Here is a 16,466-nt window from a genome sequence, read left to right as displayed (position 1 = left end):
TCCAGCGTATTTCTTCCAGTAATTGAATACACTTTTTCTGTGTATTGTATTTTCTATGTATCGCTATCAAATTCATGCTACAATCCTTTATTTGTAAGGGTTTCAATTATCTTGCCATCCGTTATAGGGAGACGCGCGTTCTGTAATTAAGAATGAATAGTAGTCGAATACCACTCAATAAACCAACAGGTACTTCTTTCGAATGGCTTCAGCCCGTGTGCTGGGGTTCAAAAAGCGGATGGTCAGTCTTTGCACTTCAAAATCCTGAAATGCAATGACATCTTTCGGTTGAAGACCGCGATTCAGTAGTTCGTGGTAGCGTTCTTCGTTGGCGTAAATAACGGTTCCATCAGAGATTACAGATTGAAGACTGTCCGCATCATAAACCCAAGGCACAATATGGCTCGCATAGAAATCAAGTGCTCTTCCGCCAGAGGCAAAGTCGATGAACTTGTCTTCAGGAATCTGGTGCTCGGCAACCCATTTTCCAGCAATCGCGTTGGCCTGGTAGTCCAGTAGCTGCGGGTAGAAGTGGAGATTGAGGCCCAAACCGATGGCAATGCTCAGCACAAAAGAAGGAACCATGATGCGTTGGCTATCTGAGGTTCGATAGAAAACTACAAAGGCTTCAATGACCGAGACGACCAAGGTGACAGGCATCCACCAACCACCATTAGGGAAACAGTAAATGAGCAAGAAGGCCAGAAAGAGGGTGGCAAGCGAAGCAAGGGTCAGTTGAACCCACGACCACACATTTATTGCTTTCAGATCATGCACAAACTTGGCGGCAAGGATGGCGATGAGCGGATAGACCACAAAGATGTAATGCGGCAGTTTGAACTTGGAGAGTGAAAGGGCCATCCAAACCAGCGCGATGCCGCTAATGAGAATGAGTTCGGAACTCTTATTCGATATGCTCTTTGGGAGATTCCAAAGTTCTTTGACAATGCCAGCTATTCCCAAAAGTGTCCACGGAAGGAACGACCACAGAAAAATGTGGGTGAAAAACAGAGGGGAAGCATCATTGCGCCATTCGCTTTCGCCCGTAATGCGCCCGAAGCTCTGTGTCCAGAAATAGAATCGGAGGCCTTCCATGTCGTACTGTTCGTACAGCCCGATGCACATCGGTATCAGTAGCACACTGACCAGCGCAAGCATCACCGACCATTGCCACTTAAAAAGCCATTTCCATTGCCGTTTGAGTAGGATGTGTCCGCCAACGGCCAAGGCTGGCATCATCAGTCCGATAGGGCCTTTGGTGAGCATGGCAAGGGCCACACCGAATGCAGAACCTATTAGGAATTTCCATTGGTCAGTTTGCAGGTAGCTTACCAGCATCCAAATGGAAAAAACGATGGCGGAGACAAGAATTGTATCGGTCTTCACATCGTTGTTGATCATGATCATGGCGAACGATCCACCGAGAATCCAAGATGCGTACCGACCTACCGTTTCGTTGTAAAGTCGTTTGCCCAGTTGGTAGGTGCTGAAAATACCCAGCAGACTGAACAGGATGGAAGGTAGTTTGTACTGCCATGTACCAACGCCAAGCAATTTGAAACTCAATGCGGAAAGCCAAAAGAGCAGAGGCGGTTTGTCCAGATAATCCTCATAGCGGTCGAACACATGCAGATAATCTCCCGATTTGAACATTTCCAACGAGATGCTTGCGTACTGGGCTGCATCCACTTCCATCACATCCAAGTTGGCACCACAGAGATAGACCATCACAATGGCGATGTATGGAATCCACTTGAATATGGTTTTCGGTGGCTGCATCGAAGGGCGAAAAATAGAAAAGCCCCGACTTGCATCGCAGTCGGGGCTTCATTTATCGTCAGGTTTCTATTAGTCCACGAAAACCTTGCGGGTGATCATGCCACTATCGGTGGACACTTTCACCAAGTAAAGACCTTCTGGCATTTGGTTGATGCCGTTGATCTGGTGGCTGAATTTGTTCAGACCGTTCTCCGTTCTCACCAATGAACCTTTCATGTCATAGATCTCAATATCTGTGATGCGGATTCCTTGGTTGGTTTTCACCACAAGGAAATCGTTGGCCGGGTTCGGATAAACATAAGTGTTTGAGTTCACAAACTCGGTTTCCTGAACGCTCACATCAGAGTTTATCAGATGATAAAGGCGAGGTGCCAAGTAACCCTGAATAGAATCAAGGTAGGCACGACCTTGTGCCGCTGACATCGTTGGGCTTCCACTTGCACCATTGTCAATAATGGCCTGAGCTGCAGTAGCACCAACAATAGGAGCGGCATTGTCCATTACGACCTGCTCGTCCCACCAATCCCATGGGCTTGACTCTTGGAACGGCCACTGGATCTGTGGACGGATGAACGGGAACAGCCCTTTATACATAGAAGGGTCCAGGTTCAAGTATTCCTGTGGTGTTGGATTCAGTGCCGAAGGATAGCTGAAGTGGCTGGAGGCAAGTGCTGTCTCTGCTGCAACGGTGTAAGGATCATTATAAGGTGTGGATCCATAAAGTACATCGTTATTGCCGAGCTCGTTTGCACGACCAATGGCCCATCGGCTTCCTACTACGTCAACCACAACTTCCTGTGTTGTAGGAACGATAACAAGCCCTTGCGTAAATGGAGCAAAACCATCGTCTGGCACGTGGAATGAGATAAGCGGTGGCTCGCCTGCTTCCATCCAAGCAGAATCTCCTAAGGCCCCGCCAACGTTGACACATGCCACAACATCATTGGAATACCCATAGTAGTTGGTGTCGTTGTACACACCACCGAATCCATCGATCCCTCCAACAGAATCGGTATTGATATACAACTGGTTCTCTACAAAATTGTTAATGGTGCTTGTGCTCAACCACTTTCCGCTGGCCTCATTTTCCAATTCCTCAATACGATCCAATGAACCGTAGGCAAGTGATAGATAACCACCAGAACCTTGACCATAGATGATAATTCGGTCGGGATTTACCCCATAAGGATTCCCGTCCTCAGCCACGGTCTTTTTAATGTAGCGGACCAAGGCTTTCACATCGCCCAATGCATGATAGACTGCATTTAGGAGTGTTCCTCTTCTAACATCCGCATCGCTATTTGTCGGATCCCAACCCAATCGGTAGGCTGGTGCAAATGCAACATAACCACGCTTAGCAAACAGTTCTGCCGAAACAACAATGGAACTGTCTTTATTATTTCCCGTGGCACTTTGGTTCAGATATTTGGGAAGGAAGTTTCCTGTATGAAGTACAATGACCGCAGCACGGTTTGTTTCAGAATCTCCTGATGGCTGGTACACATCCGTCTTCAAAGCAAAATTCGGCAAAGGAGGAGCCGGGTATGGTAAAATGAAATTGTAGTTGGTACCGTACTGAACATTTGCCGTCATATCAACCCCCGTAAAAATTTCGTCCAAGTAGCGTTCTTGGGCCATTGCACCGGACAGGAGGCCGATGGAAAGGACAGACAGTAATAGTTTTTTCATGGTATTTAAGTTAACAAGGTTATAGAGGTTAAAATTAGCAAAAGATCAATTCCACTCGAATAGAATGGAGAAGTAGGCCATTCGTCCCACTCGCGGCCCACCATATACCTGCGCGTTCAGGTTATTGAAGGCATTCTTGAACCGCTCACTGGTAGTACCATCTCTAAAAAATGGTTGAATACCGAAGATGTTTGAAGCTCCCAATTTGAACGTGATGTGGTCGTTCGGGATGCGGTAACTCACTTGGGCATCGAACATGTCATAGGTAGGCACATAGCCTGTGAACTGTGGTGAACCTTCGAAAATGAATCCTTGGATCCACTTGTAATTCAGGCTGAAGCCGAAGTGACCCATTTTGGCCTTACCAAGGTCGCGCGCAGAGAAACCAAGATTGAATTTGTGCTGTGGCGTGTTAAAGGCAGGAATAATGGGGTCGTCTGCATTGGTCTTCTGCAACTTGTTCCACGAATAGTTTCCATTGATGGTGTACTTGTTCTGGAAATAGTAATTCAGACCGATGGAAGCTCCTTGGGTAATAACCTGATTCTGGCTGTTTGCAGATACCCGATAGGCCTGTACCGAGGTAGGATAGGGCGGACTGTTCGGGTCTTGCGCAAACTGAGCATCAATACCAAGTTCGTAACCAATGAAGTCCTGATAGAAGCTCAAGTAATAGGAGGCATCCACATAAAGTCGTTGAAAGAAGAATCCTCGATAACCAGCCTCCAATGTCCGGACCTTTTCAGGTTTGATCGGGGCCACGTTAAAATACTTCAGTTTGTTCGTGTCGAGTCCGCTATTGAGGAAATCGGTGAATGAATCAACATCTATCAGGTTATTGAATCCGTGGAGATTTCCCACCAAAATGGCCCGGCCTACATCATAATAGAGGTACTGATCGGCCAAGGTCGGGTTACGGATGGCCGCAGAGAAACCGAACCGAATGGTGTGATCCTTGGTGGGCATGTAAACCAGCGATGCCGCAGGCGATACAAGGAATGGGAAGTTCACGTTCTTGTCCACCCTTGCAGCAACGGTCGCCTTCAATTTATCGTTCAAGAACTTGCGTTCCCATCCAAAGTACATTCCCACCTCCCAGTTGAATATCTTTCTGAAAGTGGTGTCGTAAACGGCCGAATCGCGAGATACAGGTTGGCCAGCAATGGTATCCATAACCGTTACGCTGCCTTTGGCAATGCGCATTTCATCGAAGATGGTCCCGCGTGAGTTCGGAGCGTAAAGACGTCCGTTGGCACCGAATGTGAACTTGCCCAGTTTGGTCCCGTTGATCTCGGGATCCAACTTGTATTCTCCGTGCAAATGGTAGAGGGCAGATTTATCGAAGAACCGTGATCCACCTCCAGCAATTTTATTACTTGTATAGGTGGTTGATCGGATGCTGTTGAACAACTGATTGTACTGATCGGAGCCCGGAGCAGGATAACCTTGCAAAGGATCGTTGGCCAAGGCATTGGTTGTCTGTTGATGCCATGCAGTTACCTGATCGGGATGAAGGGCCAGTACGGAATCTATGGCCTGTGTATTCCAACCCACACCCGGACCACCGAAGGTCACGCCATTATCGGCCAAAAGCTGACGTACCTGTGGCCGCACCTTGGAAACCCAATAATTGGCATAGGCCGTATTGTAATCTTCCAATGTCCGCTGTGTGTTCAGCATTTTGAAAGCCGTTACTACTGCGTCATACGATTTGCCTGCATCCTCATTTGTAGAATACGCACGCACAAACCATTTGTCCTTCTTTGCTATTTCAACACGATTCTGGAAGAATAGCATGTCTTTCAGCGAGAACCTGTTCTGTCCTTGATATACGGTTGTTCCTGTGCCGAAATTGAACGAGTAGATGAGTTCAAGGTCTGGTTTGATACGATAATGGGTGGCAAGATTCGCCTTGAAGTTCCGCACGTTATAGTCCACAAGGTCCTTCTCCATGTAACCTCTCCGGTAGAAAATGCCCAGACCGGGATAATTGGCCTGTTGGTTGCGATAATCATTGCCACCGGCAAGGTCCTCATCGCCATATCGGTTCACAGCGTCATACCCGCCCGGATTGCTTGCAGGAACACCAAGGTCATATATAGGCTGCTTATTATCTGCAACCCAGTCGTATGCCTGTAAGTAGTAAAGGTTCAATTTGTAGGCGAACTTGTCTTCGCCATCCTTATTCTTGAAAACCTGCGCCCAACGAACGGCTGCCTCGCCCAAATTCCGTTCTCCGATCTTCACCTGTGCCTCCAGCCCTGGTTTGATGAACGGGCTCTTCGTCTTCATGTCAATAACCCCGTTAAAGGCGTTCGGACCGTAGAATGCTGAACTCGCACCTTGAATGATGTCCACTTTCAGAACATCCAGTTCAGACGAACCCAAGAAGTTACCGAGGCTGAAGTTCAGACCAGGCGATTGGTTATCCACGCCATCAATAACCTGTAGCGAACGTACGGGCGAGGTGCTGTTGAAACCCCGTGTGTTGATGACCTTGAAACCGATACTGGCAGCAGTCAGATCCACTCCCTTCAAGTTGCCCAATCCATCATAGAAACTCACAGCCGGTGTTTCCTTGATGGCGATCACATCCATGCTTTCCACCGTAAGAGCGGATTCCTTTTGTTTCTCAGAAACTCGTACGTCTTTCACGACCACGCCTTCCAGCATTACCGCATCTGTTGCCAATTTGATCTCAATTGGAGTACCAAGTGATGTGACATCGATCTCCTGTTTTTGGTAACCGATGTAGGAAACGGTCAGCTGAAATGGTGGTTTCTGACCAGCATTGAACTTGAATTTCCCATCAAAGTCGGTAGTTGCCCCAGTAGCCGTTCCCGTAATGACCACGCTGGCACCGAAAAGCGGTTCACCCGAATCAGAGTCGGTAATGGTTCCACTCACTTCTTGAGCAATGGTTGCTCCGGCAAACAGTAGAAGGAAAGCCAGTATGGCAGCAGCACGAAAATGTAGGTTGAATCGTATCAATTGTGTCATACGAGAGGTTTTTCAAGAATGCCAAATATAACCTAAGTAATGCGTTGAGAGATGAGGTGATGTCAACCCGTTAGGCGATCACCAGTTCAGATTGCTTGTAGTGGTTTCTTACTTGCTCAAGAACTTCCCGTATTTGATCATTGTCCGTAGATGTCACCAACTGCATCCGGAAATGCTTGAAACCGTGGAATCCTTTGAAGTAATTGGCGTAATGCCTGCGCATTTCCACGTTCCCAAGTGTTTCGCCTTTCCATTCGATAGAGAAATTCAAGTGCTTCAGGCACGTGTCAACCCGTTGGTCGATGGTCGGAGGAAGCAGATGTTCACCGGTTTTGAGGTAATGTTTGATCTCGTTGAAGATCCACGGATAACCAATGGATGCACGACCGATCATGATGCCGTCAACGCCAAAGCGTTCCTTCATTTCCTTTGCCTTCTCAGGGCTGTCCACATCGCCATTTCCGAATACAGGAATGTTGATGCGCGGATTCTCTTTGATCTTTCCGATCAGCGTCCAGTCTGCATCGCCTTTGTACATCTGCACACGCGTTCTGCCATGAATACTGATGGCTTTGATGCCCACGTCCTGAAGGCGTTCCACCACTTCCTCAATGTACATCGATTCGCTGTCCCAGCCCAAACGGGTCTTCACCGTTACTGGAAGATGCGTGCTCTTCACGATCTCTTCCGTCATCTTCACCATTTTGGGAATGTCCTGAAGGATTCCCGCACCGGCACCTTTGCATGTGACCTTCTTTACAGGACAACCGTAGTTGATGTCGATGATGTCGGGTTTCGCGGCCGTGGCAATCTCTGCCGATTCCTTCATGGCATCGATGTCGCCACCGAAGATCTGTATGCCGATGGGGCGCTCGTATTCGAAGATGTCAAGTTTCTGAACGCTCTTGGCCGCATCGCGAATCAAGCCTTCGGATGAGATGAACTCCGTGTACATGATATCCGCCCCGTTGTCCTTGCACACCGCACGGAATGGCGGGTCGCTCACATCCTCCATCGGAGCAAGCAGAAGCGGGAATTCGCCAACGTCTATATCGCCTATCTTTGCCATCCGTTTAAAGCGGCCGCAAAGTTACGAATATCAGTTTGACCGAATCCCTACGAACCTATGTCCACCGTTCTTGGCTGAACGGTGCGTTGTTTTTCCTGTTGCTGGTTTTCACAGGCGCGTCCCTCTTTTCGTTTATCGGATTTGCCATCTCCGAACTTTTCTTGGGAATTCCATTACTCACCCAACAGGAGTTGTTGGAGAACATGACCGACCCGGAGTTGCTTCCAGCGTTGCGTTTGTTGCAAGTATTGCAAGGTTTTGGAATGCTGATACTTCCTTCAGTCGGATTTCTTTGGATCTCTGAGTCTTCCGAAAGATTGAAGCAGGTTTTTCAAGTTCCAACTCGCCAGTCGGTCATGCTGAGTATTGCCTTGTTCTTGGTGGCTTTTCCGTTCATCAATTATGTGGCGGAGTGGAATGCCAGTTGGAACATTCCAACTGCGATGGGAGATTGGATGGAGCAGAAGGAGCAGAGTGCAGGCAAACTGACCGAACTCTTTCTTGACATGCCTTCGGTTTGGTTTTTGGTTCTGAATGTGGTTATGATCGGCCTGCTCCCTGCCGTAGGCGAAGAACTCATCTTCCGGGGAATCATACAGCGTGGGTTGCAGAAGCAGATCGGCAATCCGCATGCCGCCATTTGGTTGGCCGCCATTCTGTTCAGCGCATTCCATTTTCAGTTTTTGGGGTTCGTGCCGCGCATGCTGATGGGTGTGGCCATGGGTTATCTGCTCTATTGGAGCGGCAACCTTTGGTATCCGATCATTGCGCATTTCACCAATAATGCATCGGCTGTTATTCTCAATTATGGCATCCAGCATGGAGATGTTGATTCGGCCATGGACCAAGCGGGAACAGGTAATTCCACGATGGCTGTTTTCTCCCTTGTGTTCTGCATGATGCTGCTCTATCTGTTCAAGCGGCATCAGGAAGCAGCGGCTTCGGCATAACAAAAAAGGAGCCTCGAAAGGCTCCTTTTAATGTCTTGAGTAAGGTCAGTTCAAAGTTTCGACTTATCGATGATCTTGGTAGAAGAATAGTTGATCTTCAAGGCATTCGCTTTTCGAAGCTCCTGCTTCACATCAACCACAACCCCCATCTTCGTGTCCTGATCTACTTTGAGTGAGTAGGTCAACAATGGTACTTCAGCCTCATTGGTTTCTGCCTTTACCTTTTCCACGAACGTGATGATGTCCTTCGGGGTAGCAAAAGCGTCATCCAGCTGAATACGCGGCTCCGTTCCCATGATCTTCTGTAATGGTTTCAACGGTGGGCCAATGTGGATGTAAGCCACCAGTGATTTACGTTCCAGTTTTGCAACTTCTTTTGCCTTTGGCAATATGTGTGTCACCTTCAAGGATGTCTCACGCATTACGGTGGTCACCATAAAGAAGAATAGGAGCATGAACACGATATCTGGCAGCGATGCTGTTGATACGGGCGGTACTTCCTTCGTTCCTTTTTTTCTGATCTGCATAGCGGATGATTTGTGCTAACTAACCTTATTTAGATCCAATCTCTTTTGGTTCAGCTTCCGAGATTCGCTGAGGAATCAATGCTTTAACTGCCTTGGCCTCCTCTTGTTCTTTAGCATTTCCCTTTTGAAGTTCATCATACGATTTGCCGAAACGCTCCTTTGCCACTTGGTCTCTGACCTCCTGATAGGCACTTGCCAAGGCATCCTGAATGAGAATGTACATGTTATAGGAAGTGCCTCGGTCATTTTGAAGCGATACGATCTGCTTTGATACCAATTTGTCTGGCCCCCAATACTTGATCACAAGATCGTAGCTTTCAGGCTTATTGCTTGCAGGTTCAAACTCAGGAAATTTCATGTCCGCCTGATCCCCAGGTTTTCCAATGATAAATTCCTTTGCCGCGTCCTTTAGATCCTCAATCTGCATGTAATCATCCTCAACCAGCAACATGTCGTTGGCATTGGCAAGAACTACGAACACGTTTCGCTTGTTAACATCGGGTTGATCTTCTGGTGGTTCTTCCACGTATGGAGGAAGCACACGGACGAGACCTGTGTCAACATCCATCGTAGTGGTAACGAGAAAGAAGATAAGCAGCAGGAAGGCGATGTCGGCCATCGAACCGGCATTGATCTCCTGTATTTCTCTCTTTTTCCTTGCCATTACTTAAAGAACTTAGAAACTTCTGAATAGATGGTAGCACCCACAGCAACAATGGCAAGAATGTAGAATGCATAAAGTCCGGTACCCACCTGCTTGGCGGTTTCCGGTGTTACACCTTCTGTATTGCCAGGATTGACGTCTGATGCAAGTGCGTAAGATATTCCCACAACCACAACCAACGCTCCGATTCCGATCAATGCGCCCTTAGCATTTTTCGGGTTCTGAACCAGTTGGATGATCGGGAACAGGATAGCGGCCAACGTTGCTACAGCAAAGAGGATGTAGCAGATGATGATGCCGTAATTTGCCATGAAATCTCCCATGATCTTCGGTTTTAAACGGTCAAAGACCGAAATTATTTTTTGCTGTTCTTAACCAAGATGTCCATGAAGGTGATAGAGGAATCCTCCATATCACTTACAAGGCTATCGATCTTGGCAATAAGGTAGTTGTAGAATACCTGAAGGATCATCGCAACGATAAGACCGAATACCGTGGTCAAAAGTGCCACCTTGATACCACCCGCAACCAATGATGGAGAGATGTCACCTGCAGCCTCAATCGCATCGAAGGCCTCGATCATACCGATTACCGTACCCATGAAACCGAGCATCGGTGCAAGTGCGATACAAAGTGAGATCCAAGAAAGACCTTTCTCCAACAGACCCATCTGAACCGATCCGTAAGAAACAATTGACTTCTCAACCATGTCCAAACCTTCATCGTTTCGGTTAAGACCCTGATAGAAGATGCTGGCAACAGGACCTTTGGTGTTTCTGCAAACTTCTTTGGCAGCTTCGACGCCACCTGACTTCAGGCTGCTTTCCACTTCGTTCAGCAATTTTTCTGAATTGCCTGTGGCCAAGCTCAAGTAAATGATACGCTCAATACAAAGAGCAAGACCAAGGATAAGTACGATAAGTACAACTCCCATGAATCCGGCACCACCTTCAATGAATTTGGTCTTCAATGTCTGGTGGAAGCTCTTTGGTGCTTCGTCTTCAGTAACTTCGGTGGAAGCCTCTGTAGCTGCTGCTGGAGCAGGCTCTTCAACTTCGGTAACCGTTTCTTCAGTAACCATTTCGGTTCCTGTAGTGTCTTCATCCTCCGCGAAGGTCGAAGGCAAATAGCCGAAGTTCAAAACTGCAGCAAAGGTGATAAGGGCAAACAACTTTTTCATGATTCTGTTTAGTGGTTAGTTCTTCAACTATTATTTAATGGTTATCAATTACTATTTCAAAAATTCTCACTCTGCGGAGAGAGAGGGATTCGAACCCTCGAAACCCTTGTGGGGTTTACACACTTTCCAGGCGTGCGCCTTCGACCACTCGGCCACCTCTCCTTCCCAAAAGGCAAACGCCCAATTTGGCGCGCAAATTACAAAAAAAGTGATTCGTGCCATGTCCCATAATTAGCGTGTCATTTCACCTCTAAGCGGTGTCTGCAATAGGTTTTTCCGTTCGGTTTTGTCATCCGTATAACCGAGAACGAACATCGCTTTGGTCACGGCTGCCTCCGTGGTCAGGTCAGCTCCGCTGATCACGCCCAGTTGCAGCAATTCCTCGCTTGTCTCGTATTTGCCCATCTCCACTTTCCCTTCGCGGCATTGGGTTATGTTCAGGATAATGATGTCCTTCTCCACCATCTGTCGGATGGAACCGATAAAATCCTCATCCGTTGGGCCATTGCCCGAACCATAACTTTCAATGATCACCAGTTCAATTCCATTTTCGGTGAACATGTTGGCGTAGGGCTTCACTCTCATCCCTGGGAACAGTTGCAATACGGCCACGTTCGTGTTCATGGTGGTGTGAACGGTGAAAGGTGCCGCAGATTGTGCAAGCAGTCGTTCTTCAAACACACGGATGCGAACACCCGCTTCGGCAAGGATGGGATAGTTCCGCGAAACGAATGCATCGAAATTCTCCGAATTGAACTTGTAAGTGCGGTTCCCTCGGTAAAGTTGATCCTCGAAATAGATGCATACCTCTGGGATCAGCGCGCGGCCATCATCCCGTTTCATGGCCGCAATGGAAAGAGCGGTTATCAGGTTCTCGCGGGCATCTGTTCGCGGCAATCCGATCGGTAATTGACTTCCCGTGAAGATGACAGGTTTCCCCAGATTCTCCAGTAGAAAGCTCAAAGCAGAAGCGCTGTACGCCATCGTATCGGAACCATGCAGGATGACAAAGCCGTCAAACTGCTCGTAATATTCTCCAATTGTTTCGGCCAACTCCACCCATATTTCGGGTGTGACGTTCGATGAATCGATGACCTCATCCAATTCCATGGCATGTACTTCTACGCCCAGTTCCAAAATGGAAGGAATGGATTTTACCACGCGGTCGAGATGGAACGGCTTCAACGTTCCCGTCTTTTCATCGCGGATCATGCCGATGGTGCCGCCTGTATATATAATGAGAACCTTCGGCTGTGTCATTCTTTATAGATTGAAAAGTTGTTCTGCGTTTTTCGTGGTGATGGCAGCCACCTCGTCCAAGGTCATTTCCTTCACCTCCGCCAGTTTTTCGGCCACCAATTTGGTGTACGCACTTTCGTTCCGCTTGCCGCGATAAGGCGTGGGTGCCAAGTAAGGCGAATCGGTTTCCAACACCAGCCATTCCATCGGAATATGCTTGATGGCCGCATCGATACCGCTCTTTTTAAAGGTAAGCACACCACCAAGCCCTAAGTGCAACCCAAGGTCGATGCATTTTCGTGCCTGTTCTTCCGTTCCAGTAAAGCAATGCAACACGCCACGCAAACGGCCGTCCTGCACTTTTTCTACAGACGCGAAGATCTCATCAAACGACTCGCGGCAATGGATGGCAACAGGCAGTTCAAGCTCTTTGGCCCATTCCATTTGCTGCTCAAAAGCTGTGACCTGCTCTTTTATATAGGTCTTGTCCCAATACAGGTCGATGCCAATTTCACCTACTGCGATGTAACGTCCTGTGGCCAGTTCCTTTTCCACATGGGCCAGTTCAGCCTTGTACGTTTCATTCACCGAACACGGATGAAGCCCCATCATCGGGAAACACCTTTCGGGATAGGCATTCACAACATTCCACAACGCCTCGGTACTCGATCGGTCAATATTGGGCAGCAGCATGCGTTCAACGCCATGCTCAACCGCACGACCGATTACCGATTCAATGTCATCATCAAACTGAGAAGAGTAAAGATGCGTGTGCGTATCGACCAAAATTGCCATGCGGCAAATGTAAACCGCTCATGCATTGGCATCGATTCAAAGACAAGAAATGTTTGCTTCAAGGTTCTCATTCGCCTCGATGATTGCTCTGGCAGGATGTATCTTCAGACTCAAGGAGCTTTCACCACCTTAAAATTCCGCTTCATATCCCCTACAGTCAATTGTCCAAAATAGACTCCAGAGGAAAGATCGCTCATGTCCAGTTCCCACTTTCCTCCCGCTATTTCAGTAACGGGAACCGTTAATTGACGTCCGCTGGCATCATAAAGATTCAATCGGTAATTACCATAGTAATGGGCACGCCAAGCAATTGTGGTTGATGAATTGGCCGGATTTGGGTACACGGTCAGTTCTGAATTTTCAGTTTCGATTTCTTCGATTTCTGAGAATGTACCACACTCATCAACGAAGTCTCCACCGGTCCATTTGGCGATGCCATAGATACTGTCCCCATCGATGGTCCAGAAGCCACCACCGACAACCAGCGTATCACGGTAAACCGTACCTACCAATATGGAATTGTCGAAGTCACTTCCGAGGCTGCACCATTCATTCCCATCCCATCGGGCCACATGGTCTGCTGGCACACCGCCTGCCGTTTCAAAGCGTCCCACAGCATACAGGTATCCATTGCCTGTGAACAGTTCAATGATCTGCCCATTTACACCCCCTGTACCACCGCCCACATCCTTCCAGGCCTCACCATCCCAGCGCTGGATATTGCTGCATACATTACCATTGGCAGCCCCGAAAAGGCCGCCCACATACAGTTCATCCTTGTACACGACCATATCGGCCACCCAGGTCCAACCGGCATACCTGATGCCATTGCCCACGGTTCTCCATTGTGTGCCATCCCAGCGCATGATGTTCTGGTCGGGATCGGTAAAATTGTTATGAAAGTTACCTCCTACATAAAGTTCACCCTGATAGACTGCCAGCGCATAGACCTGAGAGAAGTACGTGTATTGGGGAAAGTTGACCGAAGACCATTGAGCCCCATCCCAGCGTGCAATGCCTTCCGTGCCGGGCAGACCTGCAACGGTTGAAAAACTGCCTGCCACATAAAGGTCATCATTGTATACACACAGATCGTAAACGGAACCTGAAACACCGATTTCAAATCCTTGCACAGAAAGCGAATCCCATGAATTTCCATCCCAAGTGGCAATACGGGGAGCCTTAACATTTCCGACCGAATAGAATGTCCCTCCTACATAAAGCAATCCCTGATAACGGCAGAAACCGAGCGTATTCCGAGGTGGATTGTTCAGCGTGTCCAGCCCGTCAATACCTGCGCCAAGTGAATCCCACTCTATGCCGTTGTAGTGGGCAATGCCCCGTATAGGCTTCCCATCAAAGATGCGGAATTGCCCACCTCCAACATAGAGGGTTCCGTCCACTGTGTCAGAATATACGGTATGGATGTAATGATCGATCTCACCCGCCATGGCCTGCCAGTTGTTCTGTGCATGGCAGAAACTGATGGGGAGAAAATAGAATGTCAATAAGCGAATGAACGGAATTCTCATGTTTCGTTATCTCAGTCAAGTCTCAGCCAGTTGTAAAACTCTTCATTTCCCCGTCTGTTTGCAACAATCAACACGTTTTAGGTGGTTACATTTGCCCCGTGCAGCGCATTCTCATTATCCGTTTCAGTTCCATTGGCGATATCGTTCTCACGAGTCCCGTGGTGAGGGCGTTGCGCAAGAAATTTCCAGAGGCCGACATCCGCTTCGTGACCAAAAAGCAGTATGCCGAGTTGGTGCAACCGAATCCGCATTTGAACGGTGTCTTTCTTTTGAACGACAGTTTGAATGTACTGGCCAAGGAACTCAAAGCGTTCAACCCCGATGTGGTCATCGATCTGCATCATAATCTCCGCACGCGCATTCTCAAAACCCTGGTCGGTGGCCAATGGCACGCCTTCCATAAACTGAATGTGGAGAAATGGCTAAAGGTGAACCTGAAGGTGGATCGACTGCCCAACATTCACATCGTTGACCGTTACATGGAAACGCTCAAACCGCTGGGGGTTGAGAATGATGGGAAGGGTTTGGATTTCTTTTTTGACCCCTTTGCCTTCGGCATCTCCCCAAAGGGGAGAGAACCCCAACTTCCTGAAAGCTTTGCGTCTGGTTTTGTGGCTGTGGTGGTCGGAGCGAAATTCAAAACCAAGCAATTGCCAGAACATAAGTTGATAGAACTCTGTAACGGTATCCAACGGCCCATTCTGCTTATTGGCGGACCGGAAGATGAAGCGTTTGGCGAGGCCATTGCCGCAAAGTCATCTGCAAACGTTTTCAATGGTTGCGGCAAGTATTCCCTGCTCGAATCCGCTTGGCTCATCCGCCAGTCGCAGTTGGTCATTACGCACGATACGGGAATGATGCATATCGCAGCCGCATTCAACAAAAAGATCATTTCCATTTGGGGAAACACCATTCCTGCCTTTGGCATGTTTCCGTATCTGCCAAAAGGAGGTGAATCGTTCATCTCAGAAGTGAACGGTCTGGACTGTCGCCCGTGCAGCAAGATCGGTTTCGATAAGTGCCCTAAAGGTCATTTCAACTGCATGGAACAGCAGGATATTTTTGCGGTTATTCAACAAACCATCAAATTCACAGGATTATGAAAAAGCTACTCTTCTCAAACAGACCTATTGCCACCGACCTCGGTCTACTAATAATCCGTTTGGCTTCAGGAGGCATCATGGCCTTCAGTCATGGTTGGGGAAAATTGCAAGGACTTTTGGAAGGAGATTTCAGCTTTGCTGACCCTCTCGGCATTGGCCAGGCACCATCGCTTGTTTTGACGGTATTCGCGGAGTTTGTTTGCGGAGTTCTTGTTGCGCTTGGCCTCTTTACGCGTGCCGCCTTGGTGCCGCTCATCATTACGATGGTGGTGGCCGTTTTTATTGTGCATGCAGACGACCCTTTCGGTAAGCAGGAGTTCGGCCTGTTGTTCCTTGTGCCTTACGCAACGTTATTCTTAACGGGCCCTGGCAAGTATTCGCTGGATAAAAAGTTTGGTTAATCCGCAAACAGCGCCTTCAATTCCGTAGCCTCGTTGGGCTTCATCTTTCCAGATAGAATAAGGCTCAATTGCCGTCTGCGTAGCGCGCCATCATAGCGGGCTTTTTCCTCTTCCGTTTCCGGAACAACCTCCGGCACACGTATCGGATTGCCGAGCTGATCCACGGCCACAAACGTGTAAATGGCCTCATTTACTTTGATCTTCTCCGAAGTGGAGCGGTCTTCCACAAACACATCTATAAAGATCTCCATGCTGCTGCTGAACGACCGCGACACCTTGGACTGCAACGTCACAATATCGCCCAGTTTGATGGGCTGATTGAATGAAACGTTATTGACCGATGCGGTCACGCACACGCGTTTGCAAAGGCGATGGGCCGAAATGGCCGCGATCACATCCATCCAATGCAGCAGCTTGCCGCCCATCAGGTTTCCCAAGGTGTTGGTGTCGTTGGGCAGGACGATCTCGGTGTTAATGGCCAGCGTGGATTCGGGTGTGCGTTTGTCAGACATGCGTTGAATTTTCGCCAAAGATAAAG

15 protein-coding genes and 1 tRNA gene are annotated in these 16,466 nt (G+C 48.3%); 3 read left to right on the top strand and 13 right to left on the bottom strand.

Annotated elements, in window-relative coordinates; genetic code table 11:
* Positions 1-174: 174 nt before the first annotated feature.
* The 4 genes from GC178_06315 to dusB form a co-directional block, all read right to left on the bottom strand.
* On the bottom strand, positions 175-1,779 hold the full coding sequence (locus GC178_06315; GenBank protein ID MBI1287177.1) for a hypothetical protein: 1,605 nt from the start codon (positions 1,777-1,779) through the stop codon (positions 175-177).
* A 69-nt stretch (positions 1,780-1,848) separates the two neighbouring features.
* Positions 1,849-3,468: a T9SS type A sorting domain-containing protein gene (locus GC178_06310; GenBank protein MBI1287176.1), complete on the bottom strand. Its 1,620-nt coding sequence runs from the start codon at positions 3,466-3,468 to the stop codon at positions 1,849-1,851.
* Between the two features lie 45 nt (positions 3,469-3,513).
* Entirely contained in the window at positions 3,514-6,468 is a 2,955-nt protein-coding gene (locus tag GC178_06305) for a TonB-dependent receptor plug domain-containing protein (protein MBI1287175.1), read from the bottom strand.
* Between the two features lie 70 nt (positions 6,469-6,538).
* Positions 6,539-7,537 carry a tRNA dihydrouridine synthase DusB gene (gene dusB / locus GC178_06300; GenBank protein ID MBI1287174.1) on the bottom strand — a complete coding sequence of 333 codons (999 nt, stop codon included), beginning with the start codon at positions 7,535-7,537 and terminating at the stop codon, positions 6,539-6,541.
* 35 nt (positions 7,538-7,572) lie between these two features.
* On the opposite strand from dusB, the gene GC178_06295 reads away from it, so the two are divergent.
* Positions 7,573-8,487: a CPBP family intramembrane metalloprotease gene (locus GC178_06295; GenBank protein MBI1287173.1), complete on the top strand. Its 915-nt coding sequence runs from the start codon at positions 7,573-7,575 to the stop codon at positions 8,485-8,487.
* Between the two features lie 50 nt (positions 8,488-8,537).
* Here the strand turns inward: GC178_06295 and GC178_06290 are convergent, their stop codons facing one another.
* The 8 genes from GC178_06290 to GC178_06255 form a co-directional block, all read right to left on the bottom strand.
* Positions 8,538-9,008: a biopolymer transporter ExbD gene (locus tag GC178_06290; protein MBI1287172.1), complete on the bottom strand. Its 471-nt coding sequence runs from the start codon at positions 9,006-9,008 to the stop codon at positions 8,538-8,540.
* 31 nt (positions 9,009-9,039) lie between these two features.
* Positions 9,040-9,678: a biopolymer transporter ExbD gene (locus tag GC178_06285; GenBank protein ID MBI1287171.1), complete on the bottom strand. Its 639-nt coding sequence runs from the start codon at positions 9,676-9,678 to the stop codon at positions 9,040-9,042.
* The gene (locus GC178_06280) at positions 9,678-10,001 is read right to left on the bottom strand and encodes a hypothetical protein (protein MBI1287170.1); all 324 of its coding nucleotides are present in this window, start codon (positions 9,999-10,001) and stop codon (positions 9,678-9,680) included. The genes GC178_06285 and GC178_06280 overlap by 1 nt, the downstream gene beginning before the upstream one ends.
* A 32-nt stretch (positions 10,002-10,033) precedes the next feature.
* Positions 10,034-10,858, bottom strand: coding sequence for a MotA/TolQ/ExbB proton channel family protein (locus GC178_06275; protein MBI1287169.1), 825 nt, complete (start codon positions 10,856-10,858; stop codon positions 10,034-10,036).
* 74 nt (positions 10,859-10,932) lie between these two features.
* Positions 10,933-11,020 (bottom strand) — tRNA-Ser (locus tag GC178_06270).
* Positions 11,021-11,089: 69 nt separating this feature from the next.
* Positions 11,090-12,118: a type I asparaginase gene (locus GC178_06265; protein ID MBI1287168.1), complete on the bottom strand. Its 1,029-nt coding sequence runs from the start codon at positions 12,116-12,118 to the stop codon at positions 11,090-11,092.
* A 3-nt stretch (positions 12,119-12,121) separates the two neighbouring features.
* On the bottom strand, positions 12,122-12,883 hold the full coding sequence (locus GC178_06260; protein MBI1287167.1) for a YchF/TatD family DNA exonuclease: 762 nt from the start codon (positions 12,881-12,883) through the stop codon (positions 12,122-12,124).
* A 119-nt stretch (positions 12,884-13,002) separates the two neighbouring features.
* Positions 13,003-14,424 (bottom strand): T9SS type A sorting domain-containing protein, encoded by a 1,422-nt coding sequence (locus tag GC178_06255; protein MBI1287166.1) that lies wholly within the window; start codon positions 14,422-14,424, stop codon positions 13,003-13,005.
* Between the two features lie 98 nt (positions 14,425-14,522).
* Here GC178_06255 and GC178_06250 point away from each other — a divergent pair, with 98 nt between their 5' ends.
* Together GC178_06250 and GC178_06245 are read left to right on the top strand one after the other, a co-directional pair.
* Positions 14,523-15,527 carry a glycosyl transferase gene (locus GC178_06250; GenBank protein MBI1287165.1) on the top strand — a complete coding sequence of 335 codons (1,005 nt, stop codon included), beginning with the start codon at positions 14,523-14,525 and terminating at the stop codon, positions 15,525-15,527.
* Positions 15,524-15,928, top strand: a complete 405-nt coding sequence (locus GC178_06245; protein MBI1287164.1) for a DoxX family membrane protein — start codon at positions 15,524-15,526, stop codon at positions 15,926-15,928. The genes GC178_06250 and GC178_06245 overlap by 4 nt, the downstream gene beginning before the upstream one ends.
* Here GC178_06245 and GC178_06240 read toward each other — a convergent pair.
* Positions 15,925-16,440 (bottom strand): acyl-CoA thioesterase, encoded by a 516-nt coding sequence (locus GC178_06240; GenBank protein ID MBI1287163.1) that lies wholly within the window; start codon positions 16,438-16,440, stop codon positions 15,925-15,927. The two genes, GC178_06245 and GC178_06240, sit on opposite strands and share 4 nt — an antisense overlap.
* Positions 16,441-16,466: the final 26 nt, after the last annotated feature.

This window comes from Flavobacteriales bacterium, assembly GCA_016124845.1.
In the GTDB taxonomy this organism is placed as follows: Bacteria; Bacteroidota; Bacteroidia; order UBA10329; family UBA10329; genus UBA10329.
This window is presented reverse-complemented; position numbering and strand designations above follow the sequence as displayed.

Excerpts from the sequence above, each read along its gene's own strand:
- GC178_06315 (MBI1287177.1), bottom strand. The coding sequence starts at position 1,779 with ATGCAGCCACCGAAAACCATATTCAAGTGGATTCCATACATCGCCATT.
- GC178_06310 (MBI1287176.1), bottom strand. The coding sequence starts at position 3,468 with ATGAAAAAACTATTACTGTCTGTCCTTTCCATCGGCCTCCTGTCCGGT.
- GC178_06305 (MBI1287175.1), bottom strand. The coding sequence starts at position 6,468 with ATGACACAATTGATACGATTCAACCTACATTTTCGTGCTGCTGCCATA.
- dusB (MBI1287174.1), bottom strand. The coding sequence starts at position 7,537 with ATGGCAAAGATAGGCGATATAGACGTTGGCGAATTCCCGCTTCTGCTT.
- GC178_06285 (MBI1287171.1), bottom strand. The coding sequence starts at position 9,678 with ATGGCAAGGAAAAAGAGAGAAATACAGGAGATCAATGCCGGTTCGATG.
- GC178_06280 (MBI1287170.1), bottom strand. The coding sequence starts at position 10,001 with ATGGGAGATTTCATGGCAAATTACGGCATCATCATCTGCTACATCCTC.
- GC178_06275 (MBI1287169.1), bottom strand. The coding sequence starts at position 10,858 with ATGAAAAAGTTGTTTGCCCTTATCACCTTTGCTGCAGTTTTGAACTTC.
- GC178_06265 (MBI1287168.1), bottom strand. The coding sequence starts at position 12,118 with ATGACACAGCCGAAGGTTCTCATTATATATACAGGCGGCACCATCGGC.
- GC178_06255 (MBI1287166.1), bottom strand. The coding sequence starts at position 14,424 with ATGAGAATTCCGTTCATTCGCTTATTGACATTCTATTTTCTCCCCATC.
- GC178_06245 (MBI1287164.1), top strand. The coding sequence starts at position 15,524 with ATGAAAAAGCTACTCTTCTCAAACAGACCTATTGCCACCGACCTCGGT.
- GC178_06240 (MBI1287163.1), bottom strand. The coding sequence starts at position 16,440 with ATGTCTGACAAACGCACACCCGAATCCACGCTGGCCATTAACACCGAG.